The sequence below is a fragment of the Streptomyces sp. DvalAA-43 genome, from assembly GCF_900091725.1.
In the GTDB taxonomy this organism is placed as follows: domain Bacteria; phylum Actinomycetota; class Actinomycetes; order Streptomycetales; family Streptomycetaceae; genus Streptomyces; species Streptomyces pulveraceus.
The window spans coordinates 55,097-68,316 of sequence record NZ_FMBW01000083.1; the positions used below are offsets into that span (position 1 = coordinate 55,097).

Consider the following 13,220-nt stretch of genomic DNA (forward strand, 5'->3'; position numbering starts at 1 on the left):
GGAGATCACTCGATTCCCAGAGCGGACATCATCGGGCGCAGCTTCGCGCAGGTCTCCGCGTACTCGGCCTCCGGGTCGGAGTCCGCCACCAGTCCGCAGCCGGCGTACAGCGAGGCGGTGGGGCCGTCGAGCAGCGCGGAGCGGATCGCGACCGCGAACTGGCCCTGGCCCGAGCGGTCGGCCCAGCCGACCACGCCCGCGTACCAGCTGCGGTCGAGCCCCTCGTTGTCGGCGAGCCAGCTCAGCGCCTGCGCGCGGGGGTGGCCGCCGAGGGCCGGTGTCGGATGGAGCGCCTCGACGAGGTCCAGGACGCCTGCCGTGGAGTCCTCGGCCAGTCGGCCGCGCACCTTGGTGGACAGGTGCTGCACATTGGCCAGCTTGACCACCTGGGGCGGGGTCTCGGCCGTGACGTCGGTGCAGGAGTCGGCCAGCGCGTCGCGCAGCATGCTGACGACCACCTCGTGTTCGTGCTGGATCTTGGCGCTGCCGACCAGCTCGCGTTCGCATGCCTCGTCCTGCTCGGGGGTGGCCCCGCGCGGGGTGGTGCCGGCCAGGCCCAGCGCATGCACGGTGCGGTCGCCGACCTGCACCAGGTACTCCGGGGTCGCGCCGAGGAAGGTGTACTCCTCGTGGTCGACCGCGAAGACCGTGGTGCCGGGGTTGGCACCGCGCATCCTTTCCACCGCGGCCGGCAGGTCGAACGGCGCGGAGGCGGTGACCCTGACCTCGCGGGCCAGCACCACCTTCTCGAACTCACCCGCACGGATACGGTCGGTGGCCCCGCGGACCAGTCCCTTCCAGTCCTCGGCGCCCGGTAGCTCGGTGCTGCGGCAGGTCCGTCCGGGCCGGTCCCGCCGCTTCCTCCGCTCGGCGTCGGGGTCGGGCGTGAGGCAGAGGCGGGCGAGGTGGACCAGGCTGTCGGCCACCTGCTCAGGATCGCTGTCGTGCAACAGGACCGCGTTGAGCCGCAGTTCGGCCGGTACGGGCCGGCCCTCGGCCCCCGGGACCGGCACAGCGCTGCGGATCTGGAGCGCGGGCACCCACATCAGCGCGTCGGGGAGCCGGCCCGTCTCGTAGGCGTCCTCGGCGCGGAAGGAGAAGCCGCCGATCGCCAGCGGACCCTCGCCGACCGGCAGCCCGGTGGCCGCGACGCCCCCGGTGACCAGGTCCTTCACCAGCGTCCGCCAGCCGTCGCGGACGGCGCGGACCCGGTGTTCACCGCGCCCGCGCAGGGCACGGGCGGAGCCGATCGCGACGAGCGAGCCACCGTCCCACGGTGACTGCCAGAGGAAGGAGCGCTGGGTGCTGCGGCGAGCCCTGCTCCAGACCGAGACGGGGTCGCCGACGTCCAGCGGGCGGCTCCAGCTGGCGAGTATCGGGCGCTGGAACCCGCGTGCCCTGCCGAGTGCCCGCTCACAGGTGTCGAGCAGGCTCCCGTGGTCGGCGGGGCCCAGTGAACCGCCGCTCCCCTCGGGGGACATCACGGACGTGGAGGTGAAGGGCATGCTCAGTACACCCCTTCGATGGTGGCCGGACCGCCCGCGGCGACGGGGGGCTGGATGTCGGCGAGCCCGTCCTGCGGGTACGCGGCCGTGGGCTCGATACGGAGCAGGGTGTCGCGTTCCAGGGTCCACGGCAGCAGCAGGTCGCGGGAGACCAGACTGATCCGTGCCAGCCCGCGCTCGCCGTGACCTACCGAGGTCACGGTGTCCTCGGGATCGACCACCTGCACCCGGCTGAACGGGTGGTAGGGGACGAAGACGCAGGACTGCTCGTCCTGCGGGCCGCGGGGGCGCTGCGGGGCGATGCCCATCATGGTGTTGCCGTACAGGCCGACCACGGCCGCCTGCGCGAAGACCTCCTCCTCGAAGAACCGGAGGGTCTCGGGGCTGACGCTGGTGCCCGCCCAGATGATGCCGCGCACCTTCTGCCGGACCAGTCCGAGCAGCTTCTCGTCGGCGGCCAGCGCCTCCAGCACCGGCGGGGTGGCGAAGAGGACCGACACCGGCTGGGTGGACAGGATGTCGTGGGCCTGCGCCAGGATGTGCTTCACATAGCGGCCCGCCTCTTCGCCCCGGCCCTGCTTCACACTGGCCTTGACCCAGCGCGGGTCGAAGTCGATGTAGTGGCAGAAGGTCCTGCGCAGCTGGGCCAGCAGCCCGACCGAGCGGCCGACGATGTGCGGTCCGGTGGGTCCGATGTGCAGCCAGTGCCCGTCGCCCTCGCCGGGGACGCGGTGCTCGGCGAGGACTTCGCTCACCCAGCGGACGCCGTTGCGGCGCGACACCGACTCCACGATGCGCTTGGGACGGCCGGTGGTGCCGCCGCTGTCGAAGACCTGGAAGTCCCAGCCCTCCCTGCCGATCCCGGCGGGCACCAGGGCGTCCACCGGCACGTCCCGCCACTCCTCGCTCACGTCGGGAAAGAGCGCGAGGTCTTCCCAGGTGCGGATGTCGGTCAGCGGGTCGAAGTCCAGTGCGGCGGCCCGCTTCACCCAGTACGGAGATCCGGTCTGCGGGGAGAAGTGCCAGCGCATGGCGGCCTGGATGAAGTCCTCGGGCGCGAGGTCGGCGGTGAAGGGCTCGATGGTGTTGTCCGGCATTTCGACTCTCCAGAGGTGACGGGCTAGACCTGGGCGAGGGAGTGGGAGCGCGGCGGCGAGAGCGTCCGCCCCACGGCCTCGACGACGGGCCTCAACCGGCCCATGAGAGTGGAGAACTGTTCCGCGTCGAGTGCCTGAGCGCCGTCGCACATCGCGTGGCCGGCGTCCGTGTGCACGTCGATGATCAGGCCGTCCGCCCCGCACGCGGCGGCGGCGAGGGACATCGGCGTGACGAGGTGCGGCCGGCCCGTGCTGTGGCTGGGGTCGACGATCACCGGCAGGTGGGTGAGCCGCTTCGCCTCGGCGACGGCGCTGAGGTCCAGGGTGAACCGGGTGCTGGGGTCGAAGCTGCGGATACCGCGCTCGCAGAGGACCACGTCCCTGGTCCCCATGTGCATCAGGTACTCGGCCGCCAGCAGCCATTCCTCGATGGTGGCGGACATGCCCCGCTTGAGGAGGACGGGGCGCCCCGAGGCGCCGACGGCCCGCAGCAGGTCGAAGTTCTGCATGTTCCGCGTGCCGATCTGGAGCATGTCGCTCTCCTCGGCGACGCTCTCCACGTCGCTCGGGGTGACGACCTCGGTGACCACCGGCAGGCCGGTGCGTTTGCGCTGCTCGGCGAGGAGGGCGAGACCCGCGAGCCCCAGTCCCTGGAAGCTGTACGGCGAGGTCCTGGGCTTGAACGCCCCGCCCCGCAGCATGACCGCGCCCGCCACGACGACGGCGTCCGCCGCGGCGCTCATCTGCGTCGTGCTCTCGACCGCGCAGGGTCCCGCGATCACGACGAACTCGGTCCCGCCGAACACGGTCCCGGCCTCGGACCCGGCCTCGGACCCGACCGCCACCTCGGTGGCGTCTGCGCGGAAGTGGCGGCTGGTGAGGCGCTGTGCGCCCGGAATGACGACGACGCGCTCGACCCCGGGGGAATTCTCCACGACTGCCGCGAGATCCGGTGTTCCGACTTCTTCGGTGATGAGCACGGTGATATCCGCCAGGGTGCTCGATTTTGGATCGACGCCGTGCCTCTGGAGAAGTCTGATGACGAAATCAAGCTGTTCACGGGTCGCCCGCGAACGCATTGCAACGATCATAGGAACCTTCCAGGGTGGGCTGTCGCGCGAGATTACCTACCGCCTGCATCCCGATAGCGGACACCACAGAGAAGTGGTCGCTGTACCGCCGTCTCGGGCTCTTTCTCCGAAGCGACTACAAACTGGAGGCTATCCAGAGCCCCGTGAACCGGACAGCTCCGTGGCAGGATTATGCCACCGCAATCAAAATGTCTTTGACGACCCTTGGCGGGCATGTTCTGATGACCGCGCGGAGCCCTCTCAGCAAATCCTGGAACCGTGTTATTCGCGGCGGATTATTACGGAGGGATGAATGGATCCCCCCGCATCAACGGAAGCCGCACAGAATTGAGAAGTGCGGTACTGCGATGCCGCGTCCGCGGCCAAGGGCTGCCCCGTGATCCCCGGCGGATCAGTGGCCGAAGGCGGCCGCGACCGCCAGGAGCGCGTCGTTCTCGGCCGGCGAGCCGATCGAGACCCGCACCCCGTCACCGGCGAACGTCCGTACCAGTACCCCGGCCCGGACGCAGTGCTCGCCGAAGGCCGCGGCCCGCTCGCCGAGCGGGAGCCAGAGGAAGTTGGCCTCGCTCGCGGGAACGGTCAGGCCATGGGCGGTCAGGGCGGCCCCGACCCGCTCGCGTTCCCCGATCGTGGTCTCCACCCGCGCCATCAGCTCACGCTCCGCCCCCAGCGCGGCCACCGCGGCGGCCTGGGCGACGCTGTTCACGCTGAACGGCAGGTATGCCTTGCGGATCGCCCCGGCCACGAGCGGGTGCCCGACCATGAAGCCCACCCTCAGCGCGGCCAGGCCGTACGCCTTGGAGAACGTGCGCAGGACCACCACGTTCGGCCGCCCGGAGGCGAGTTCGAGGCCGTCGGGTGTGCCGCTGTCGCGGACGTACTCCCGGTAGGCCTCGTCGAGGACTACCAGGCAGTCGGCGGGAACCCGGTCGAGGAACGTCCTCAGTGCGTCCTCGGCGACGACCGTGCCGGTGGGGTTGTTCGGGTTGCAGACGAAGATCAGGCGGGTCCTGTCGGTGATGGCGTCGGCCATCGCGGCGAGGTCGTGCACCCCGTCGTCGAGCGGCGTCTCCACGGCGGTGGCGCCGGAGAGCCTGGTCAGGATCGGGTACGCCTCGAACGAGCGCCAGGCGTAGAGGACCTCGTCACCCGGCTCGGCGACGGCCGCGAGGAGCATCTGGGCGACCCCGGCCGAACCGCAGCCGACGGCGACGCACTCCTCGGGGACGCCGTGGCGCGCGGATATCCCGGCGATGAGCTCGGCACAGCCGTTGTCGGGGTAGCGGTTGACTCTCAGCGCCTCCCGGCGGACGGCCTCCACCACCGCGGCGGGCGGCCCGTACGGGGACTCGTTGGCCGCCAGTGGGCAGGCCGGACCGGTCGGCGCGGGCATGGCCCTGCTCGGCCGGAAACTCACGATCCGGTCGAGGACCGAGCGGAATCGGGGGGTCTGCGCGGTGGTGGCCTCGGACATCTGGTGTCTGCTTTCTTCCGGTCCGACCAGGGGGGAGCCGCCGGGGCCGGCGGCCCCGGCGGGCGGCGTCTCACACGTCCGACGCACTTGGGCAGCTCCGGCGTCTCAGGCGTCCGGCGCGCACAGCTCGCTCAGCGCGGGACCCGAGTGGATGCCGTGCGCGCGGTTCATCACGACGTCACCCCACTCGGCCTTGATGGCACGGGTGTTGGCACCCCCGTAGCCGTTGACCACGGAGAACATGCCCCACAGGACGTTCCAGGGCTGCAGATCACCGTTCTCGTCGGGGAACAGCTCGGCGGTGGGCCGGACCCGGCGCTGGAGCACGAAGGGAGCGTCGAAGGCTGCCACGACCTGCTCGCGCCACTCCTCCGCGGTGAGGCCGGCCGTCCAGCCCAGCACCACGCCCCGGTTGCCGTACAGCGACGTCGGCTTGAGCACGAGTTCGTGCCGGTTGTCGACGGCGTGCTGGAGCAGGTCGACGCGCTCGCCGCCCTCCAGGGTCACCTGTCCCGGGCGGACCATCCGGGTCCACGGCAGCAGCCGGTCCACACTGGCCAGTTCCTCAGCGCTGAACAGCCCCCGGTTCTCCTCGTCGGAGAGCATCGCCAGGGCGCCCTTGCTGGCGTACGCGGCGGTGTCGAGCGGAGTGAAGATCTTGACCTCGCCGCGCTCCGCCGCGTTCAGAACCGGGTCGAACAGCTCGGGCCGGTCCACGATCTGCGAGATCGTGAAGGTCCTGAAGACGATGTCGACCGGCTTGTCCTCCAGCCAGACCCGGCCGTCGCGGACCTGGAGCTGCCCGACGTGGCAGGGGTGGGCCTCCAGGCCGATCCCGCGCCAGCGCTCGCAGAGCAGCCGCATGTACGCGACCTCGTTGTCGAAGTTGGCGGGCCAGTCGGTCAGCGCGACCACCGGACGGTCACCCGGCTGGAAACCGGACTCCACCAGGACGTTGTTCACCTGCTCGCGCAGGGTGTCCACGTAACCGAGGTTCCGGTCGGCGGCGAACTCGGCGAGCAGCGGGTGCTCCAGCAGCCCGCGGCAGATGTCGGCGTTGTCCATGCCGCCGATGGAGCTGCCGATGTTGAGTTCCAGCAGTTTGAACTGGTTGTCCTGGACGAACAGGTCGGCCCGCGCCTGGCGGGTCATCGCGGCCCCCCGGCCGCGCACCGCGGCGGCGACCTGGGGCTCGGTCAGGCCGGTGGCGCGCGCGAACGCGGCGAAGTCCCCGCCGAAGAGCAGGTCGGGCAGTCTGCTGAGCGCCCCCATGATGGTGGAGACGTCGCCGAAGGCCTGGACCCGCTCGGCGTGGCCGAGGAACACCGGCCGCGAGAGGTACGTCGCCTTGTAGAACGCGCGGAGCATCTCCGACTCCGGCAGCCTTCCGATCAGATCGGCTGCCTTGGCGCCGTTCTCGGTCACCCTGCTCAGGTATTCCGTGGTCAGTGACGCGCGGTCCATGCGGGTTCTCCTTCAGGTGGTGTGCACGGTCGGTGCCGGTGAGCGGGCGGGGCGGGTCAGCCGGGAAGCGGGAGTAGGGCATGGGGGTTGAGCAGACCCGCGGGGTCCCAGGCAGCCTTGACCGCGCGCATCAGGGCGATGTCGGCCGGGGAGCGGGTGAGGTGGAGATGCCCTGCCTTGGCGCGGCCGACGCCGTGTTCGGCGCTGATGCTGCCGCCCAGGCCGGCGACCCGGCGGAGGACCGCGTCGACGACCGCCGCCTCGTCGGCCGCCGCGACGCCGAGCAGGTTGAGATGGAGGTTGCCCTCGGCGAGGTGGCCGTACAGGTACGCTTCCGCCCGCCCGGCGAGCAGGTCGGGAAGCTCCGCGACGAACCGCGGCAGTTCGGGCAGCGGGACGGTGACGTCGAGCTTCAGCGGTGTGCCGACGGCGTTGACGGCCTCGGTGTGGCGCTCGCGGTAGGCCGCCAGGCGGCGGCGCCCGGAGTCATCCACCGCCACCGCCACATCCAGGGCACCGACCCGCTCCACCGCCTCGGCGAGTTCGCTCGTCGGGTCGCGCGTGCTCGCACACCCGAGGAGCAGGTAGACCGGGTGGGCGCGGCGGAACGGAGCGGCCAGGCCGCTGTGTTCCAGGACCAGCGCCAGGCCGTCGGCCGTGAAGAACTCGGCCAGTTCCAGCGACTCCAGACGGCGCAGCGCCGTCATCGCGCTCACCGCGGCGTCGAGGGAGTCGAGCGCCACGAGGGCGCTGACCCGCCGGGGCATGCGGGCCCGCAGGACCAGCCGGAGCCGGGTCAGCACGGCCAGGGTGCCCTCGCTGCCGACGAGCAGCCCGGCCAGGTCGTAGCCCGTGTTGTCCTTGGGCAGCCCGGCCAGCCGGTCCAGGACGCCGCCGTCGGCCAGTACCGCTTCCACGCCCGCGACGTTGGCCCTGGTGGTGCCGTGCCTGAGCACCCGCTCGCCGCCCGCGTTGGTGGCGGCCATCCCGCCCAGCGTGGCCGAGTCCCTGGAGGCGAGGTCGACCCCGAACTCCAGCCCGTACGGGCGGACATGGCGTTGGAGGTCCGCCAGCGTCACGCCCGCGCCGACGGTGACCTGCCGGCATCCCGGGTCGACCGGGCCGATCCCGGCCAGCCGCCGCGACGACAACACGACCTCGGTCCCGTCCCCGCTCGGGGTCGAGGCCCCGACCAGGCCGGTGTTGCCGCCCTGGGGCACGATCGGGACCCCGGCCGCGGCACAGATCCGCACCGTCCCGGCGACCTGGGCGGAGTCGGTGGGACGGACCACCAGCAGCGCCCGGCCGGTGTGGCGGCCGGTGAAGTCGGTCTCGTACGGGCCGCACAGCGCGGGTCCGGTCAGCACGTGCGCGTCCCCCACCACGGTCGCGAGCCGCCGGGCGAGCAGTCGCCGGTCCACCGGGGAGACCGACGGGGGTGCTTCTGGTCCGGTGGTCAACTGGCCGTCACCGCGGTGCTACCGGCCGCCTGGGCGGGCGGCTCGAAGTAGACGGCGTCGTCCGGCAGCTTGCGGTCGATGAACCACAGCATGGTGCCGCCGGCGAGTGCCGTGGCCGTGATCACCAGCCAGGGCAGCCGACCGTCCACCACGACGAGCGCGGTGAACAGGCTGGGCGTCAGCGCGTTGGCCAGGGCCCAGGAGGACTGGTACGCGGCCAGGTAGCGTCCGCGCAGCGCGGGCGGCGCGGCGGCCTGGGCCAGCGTGCTCGACGCGGGGCTGTGCACCAGCTCCCCGAAGGTGGCGACCACCACGCAGGTCAGCAACACCGCCATGATCACCACGGTGTTCTTCGGTCGGACCGTGCCGAGGACGATCTGTCCCACGAAGGCGACGACGAACAGTCCCGCCCCGGCCGCCGCCATCCAGTTGCGCCTGCGGAAGCGGCGTCGCGCGAACGCCGCGACCGGGACGCCGAGGACGGCGCAGAGCACGGTGTTGACCACGAACGCGCTGCCGATGATGCCCTGTGGCACGTGCAGCCAGCCGATGGCGAAGAGCGGGAGCAGCACCGTGAGCGAGGTGTAGCCGATGGCCATCAGCAGGTTGGCGAGGGTGAGGGTGAGGAAGGGACGGTCCTTGACGACCAGCCGATAGCCGCTCTTCTTCCTGGCGACGGGGCTGTGCTCGACCAGCGGGCTCGCCGGGGTGCGGGTGGCCAGTACCGCGGCGACCACGAAGGAACCGGCGTTCAGCCAGGCCGCGATCACATAGCCGGAGTTGCCCGCGGCGGCCAGGAGCAGCGAGGCGATCAGTGTGCCCGACCCGAGCCCGGCATTGCCCAGGCTCCGGGACAGGGCCTGCATGCGGTCCCGGTCGGTGCCGCCGAGGAGTTCGGAGAACCTGGCCTGCAACGTGGACGGCGCGGTCCTGGTGCCCACGGCGGTGACCAGCGCGAGCAGCGCGAACAGGGCCAGGCTGTGCGCGAGCGGGTAGAGGGCGAAGCCGATGGCGCGCAGCAGGTAGAGCGCGATCAGGACCTTCAGCGCGCCGAACCGGTCCACGGCGGCCCCGCCCAGCGGCAGCGCGACCATGGCGACCAGGCTGGTGACGGTGAGCACCAGGCCGATCTGTGCCAGTGGCAGGCCGGTGACGTACTTGAAGAAGATCAGGTTGAAGGGTACGTACATGCCCGACCCGGTCGCGTCGATGGCGATGCCGGCGACCAGTGCGCGTTCGCCCTTGAAGGATGGGCGCAGAAAGGACATCTGTCTCTCCAGGAGGAATCCGCGAGGGGTGGGCCTACGAGGTCGCCGAGACCGCGTAGAAGCCGTGGCCGTCCAGGTAGCGGGCAGATGTGCAGTCCCGGACGACGGTGCTCTCCGTCTCGTGCGTCAGGAACACCCGTAGCGGGAAGGTCCAGTCGTCGACGGAGCGGTTGAGCCGGTTGCCGGGCGTGACCCGGAACACGGCCTCGTGGAAGCTCTCCAGCCCCTGGAGGTCCGCCAGTTGGGGATAGTCGATGAGGTCGCCCTCGACCGGCGAGACCATGTTGACGATCCTGGCGTGCTTGAGCAGCTCGTAGTCGCCGTCCCACCGCTGGGCGAAGCGCTCGGGGTCGGCGTAGGCGTCGACGGTCCAGTCCAGCTGGCTCTCGCCGATCGCGTCCCCGGCCGGGACGTGGACGTCGGCGCCGCAGACCCGGGCGCCGGTCTCGACCAGCCGGGGGCCCTTCGGGGTCAGCTTGAGTTCGGTGTGCGCGGGCCCGTTCCGGATGCCCAGGGCGTCCAGGACCAGCAGGGTGTGCTCGACCAGCGCCTCCTGGTCGGTGCCGTGGCGGGGCATCAGCTCCGCCCCGGCCGGCAGGTCGCGGACGCCGTTGGCGCTGAGGTGGTGCATCTTCCAGATGTCGGTGACGTGGTGCCTGCCGTGCAGGCTCACGGTGTTGACGATGTACTCGCTGCCGACGAGGTACTCCTGCGCCAGCACCGCCTGGTTCTCCTGGCCCAGGACGCTGTGGGTCCCGTGCAGCTTGCCGAAGGCCGCGCGGACCTGGTCGGTGTCGTCGCAGAAGAAGATCCCGTCGTTGCCCGCGCTGCTCACCGGCTTGAGCACCACGCGGCCCGGGTTGCGGCCGTACCAGTCGAGCAGGGTGTCCGCGTCGGTGGCGAGGAGCTGTTCGGTTCCCGGTATCCCGGCCGCTCTGGCCGTCTCGATCATGCGGAACTTGTCCCGCCGGGTGAGGCTCTGCGCGGTCCCGTTGGTGGGCAGGCCGAGTTCCTCGCTGAGTTCGTCGGCGAGCATGACCGCGCGCTCGATGCCGGGCAGCAGGCCGATCGGCGCGTGTGCGTCGATGGCCGCGACCGTCGCGGCCACGTCCCCGTCGTGGACGATGTTGGCGACGAAGTCGTCCGGGTGGAAGCTCGGCGCGTAGACGTCCGGGATCGTCGGTGTGCTCTGGACGTGGACGCAGTCGACGCCCCGTGCGCGGAACAGCGGAGCCAGGCAGCGCGCGCTGGCGAAGGCGTCGACGATGACCATCGCACGACGGTCTGTGTTGGAAGTCATTGTCATCCCACTGTCGGTTGCGGACTGGCGGCGGAGCCACGTGAGGGGACCGGCCGGATGGTCGTGCGCGGCACGATCTCCACGCCGTCGCCGAACCTCATCAGGTCGTAGTAGGCGGTCGCCCGGACGTGGCGCATGGTGCGCAGGATCGCGATGGCGCTCTCGGCGGCCTCGTCACCCTGCACGATCGACTGGTCGTCGCCGACCAGCGCGGCGGTGATGACCACATGCCGCTCGATGTCCTGCAGGTCGGCGTCGAGCAGGACGTCGCGCGCGAACGCGATCTCGGGCTCGACGGCGGCCAGTTCGGCGAACGGCTCGGCGGAGACGGTGACCAGCTTGCGCATCGCCTTGCGGAACGCCTTGTGCTCGGGCTGGGTCCGGCCGGTGAGCGCCGCGGGCACGGCCGGAGGCTGCATGGTGGGCCGGACCACCGCGTCGTAGCAGGCCGACGACATGTCCCCGGAGTGGATCATGGCCGCGGTGAAGCCGCGGACCAGGACGGCGGCCTCCCGGAGGGCGGTCACCGCGGTGTCCCGGTCCCGACCGGTCAGGGCGGCGGTGGCCCGGGAGACCGCGGCCGCGGCCGCGAGGTTGAGCACGAAGTAGAAGTGGTGGGTGATGACCCACCTGGTCAGCTCGTCGTCGCCGACCCGGTACGGGGCCCGCTCCGCCGGGGCGGCGGCCGGGGGTTCCGGCGCGGGCGAACCGTCCTGCGGGCTCAGGCCCTTGAGGATCAGGACCATCGCCCTGACTTCGGCCGCCTGGTCGTTGAGGTCCAGCCGCGCGCCTCTGAGGTCCGCGAGTGCCCTGGCGATGACGGTCGAGATCTCCGAGACGCGGTACGCGTCGTCGATGTCCGCCGTGCGCACGCCGAAGTAGTCGTGGTTGGGGACGATCGGTATCAGCGACGCGGTGTCCATCGGGGTGACCGCGGCCTCGGCGGCGAGTCGCCCGGTCCTGGCGACGGCGGCGTCCAGCGCCTCGGGGAGGGCGGGCCCGGCCCCCTTCGGGTCCAGCAGCTGGTCCCGGAGGTGGGTCAGCGCGTCGACCGCCGCCGTCAGCGCCGCCCGCACCGGCGCGGAGGGTGCGGTGCGGCAGCTGACGGTGTTGTCCGAAGGGAGGACGACGATCGGGATGTCGGGGCAGGCGGGGGCCATGTGGGTTACCTCGGAGTCCTGTTCGGTGTCGGGGCGGGCTGGGGAAGGCCACGTGGTCATGGCGAGACGAAGCCGCGCGCCTCCTGGACGAACTGGGCGAGGTACCCGTCGTGCGGCAGGAACGGGTCCTTCCACCAGCCGGGGACCCTCCCGTGCAGGACGGTGCGGACACCGGGGGCGTCCAGCGCCTCGGCGACGAGCGCGGCATTGTCGGTGAGCAGGGTCAGCGCCAGTGAGCCGTCCAGCGGGCCGATGCCCTCCGACGGACGCCAGGGGGCCACCCATACGCAGGGGAAGGGCAGTTCGGCGCCGAGTCCCGGATGGTCGGAGCGGTCCACGCACATCACGGCGGGCCGCATCGCCACGGCATCGCCGCCGACCGCGGTGAGCGGGCCGTCGTCGTGGAACCGCCGCACCAGGTCGGCGCTGCCGTGCGCGCTCCGGTCCAGGGCCGCCCTGATGCCTTCCGCCTCCCGGCGCGGACGGACCGGGAGGACGGCGGCGTCGTCGGTCACCGGGTGGGCGGGCAGCCGCGCGAGCCGTTCCGCCAGCGCTTCGGCCAGGGCCCGGTGGTCGCCGGAGCAGAAGACGGCGGTGGTGTTGGTACACCGCACACCGCCGTCCGAGGCGACCTCGGCCACGACATGGTCCAGGGTCTGCTCGTCCACCCGCTGGTCGACCAGGATCTTGCTCCGGCCCGGTCCGCGCACCAGCACCCTGTCGTTGCCCCGGAGCCGGGCCACGGTGTCCTCGCTGCCGTAGACCAGGGCCAGGTCGGCGGTGTTCATCAGGGCGTCGGCGGAGGCGTGCGGCCCCGGGAGCACACTGATCCACCCGTTGCCGAGGCCCGCCGAGTCGAGCGCGAGCGCCAGCCTCAGCGGCGTGAACGGGTCGCGCGTGCCCGGCCGGACCGCCACCCGGTAGCCCATCGCGACCGCCTGGAGCCACGCGCCGTGGGTCGCCGGGTGGTTGCTGGGGGCCACCACACCGAGGACCGAACCGCGGCGCACCCAGCGGGCCGTGCGGCCCGCGCCGACCGGCGCCTGCCGGGCGACGACCTCGCCGAGCCGCCCGCAATCCGCGCCCACTCGGGCCAGCGACTGGCGGGCCACACCGATCGGGACGCCCGAGGCGAGGGCCTGGGCGCGGCAGTACGCCTCCGGCGTCAGCCCCCCGAGGGTGGCCCCGGCGAACAGCCGCCCCGCTTCGGAGAGCACCGCGAGGCGCTCGTCCGCGGACATGGGGGGCGCGTCGTGCATGGCCTTCACGGTCATCCTGGTCACCAGCGCCGGCGCCTCGTGGACGGTGGCGAGCGGCGCGCCGTCGACGCCGTGCAGCGTCCTGGTGTCCCGTGAGGGCCGCTCTTCTCCCCCGCGGAACAGGGGTACGGACAACGTCACG

The 13,220-nt window shown here is 71.9% G+C and carries 10 protein-coding genes; all 10 read right to left on the minus strand.

Features of this window, described 5'->3' with window-relative positions; genetic code table 11:
• Positions 1–5: 5 nt before the first annotated feature.
• Complete coding sequence (locus tag GA0115234_RS34290; RefSeq protein ID WP_237541969.1) at positions 6–1,505, minus strand: isochorismate synthase; 1,500 nt, start codon at positions 1,503–1,505, stop codon at positions 6–8.
• Between the two features lie 2 nt (positions 1,506–1,507).
• Positions 1,508–2,602: an AMP-binding protein gene (locus tag GA0115234_RS34295; RefSeq protein WP_093549535.1), complete on the minus strand. Its 1,095-nt coding sequence runs from the start codon at positions 2,600–2,602 to the stop codon at positions 1,508–1,510.
• Between the two features lie 23 nt (positions 2,603–2,625).
• Positions 2,626–3,681 carry a 3-deoxy-7-phosphoheptulonate synthase gene (gene aroF, locus GA0115234_RS34300; RefSeq protein WP_237541970.1) on the minus strand — a complete coding sequence of 352 codons (1,056 nt, stop codon included), beginning with the start codon at positions 3,679–3,681 and terminating at the stop codon, positions 2,626–2,628.
• 403 nt (positions 3,682–4,084) lie between these two features.
• Complete coding sequence (gene hisC / locus GA0115234_RS34305) at positions 4,085–5,167, minus strand: histidinol-phosphate transaminase (protein ID WP_093549539.1); 1,083 nt, start codon at positions 5,165–5,167, stop codon at positions 4,085–4,087.
• A gap of 105 nt (positions 5,168–5,272) precedes the next feature.
• A complete protein-coding gene (locus tag GA0115234_RS34310) occupies positions 5,273–6,631 on the minus strand; it encodes a hypothetical protein (protein WP_093549541.1) in 1,359 nt (452 codons plus the stop codon).
• Positions 6,632–6,687: 56 nt separating this feature from the next.
• On the minus strand, positions 6,688–8,091 hold the full coding sequence (locus tag GA0115234_RS34315; RefSeq protein WP_218107202.1) for an FAD-binding oxidoreductase: 1,404 nt from the start codon (positions 8,089–8,091) through the stop codon (positions 6,688–6,690).
• Positions 8,088–9,359 (minus strand): MFS transporter, encoded by a 1,272-nt coding sequence (locus tag GA0115234_RS34320; protein ID WP_093549545.1) that lies wholly within the window; start codon positions 9,357–9,359, stop codon positions 8,088–8,090. Before GA0115234_RS34320 ends, GA0115234_RS34315 begins: the two co-directional genes overlap by 4 nt.
• A gap of 34 nt (positions 9,360–9,393) precedes the next feature.
• Complete coding sequence (locus GA0115234_RS34325) at positions 9,394–10,659, minus strand: ATP-grasp domain-containing protein (protein WP_093549547.1); 1,266 nt, start codon at positions 10,657–10,659, stop codon at positions 9,394–9,396.
• 2 nt (positions 10,660–10,661) lie between these two features.
• Complete coding sequence (locus tag GA0115234_RS34330) at positions 10,662–11,879, minus strand: hypothetical protein (protein ID WP_176729356.1); 1,218 nt, start codon at positions 11,877–11,879, stop codon at positions 10,662–10,664.
• Entirely contained in the window at positions 11,876–13,219 is a 1,344-nt protein-coding gene (locus GA0115234_RS34335) for an aldehyde dehydrogenase family protein (protein WP_093549549.1), read from the minus strand. The genes GA0115234_RS34330 and GA0115234_RS34335 overlap by 4 nt, the downstream gene beginning before the upstream one ends.
• Position 13,220 lies beyond the last annotated feature (1 nt).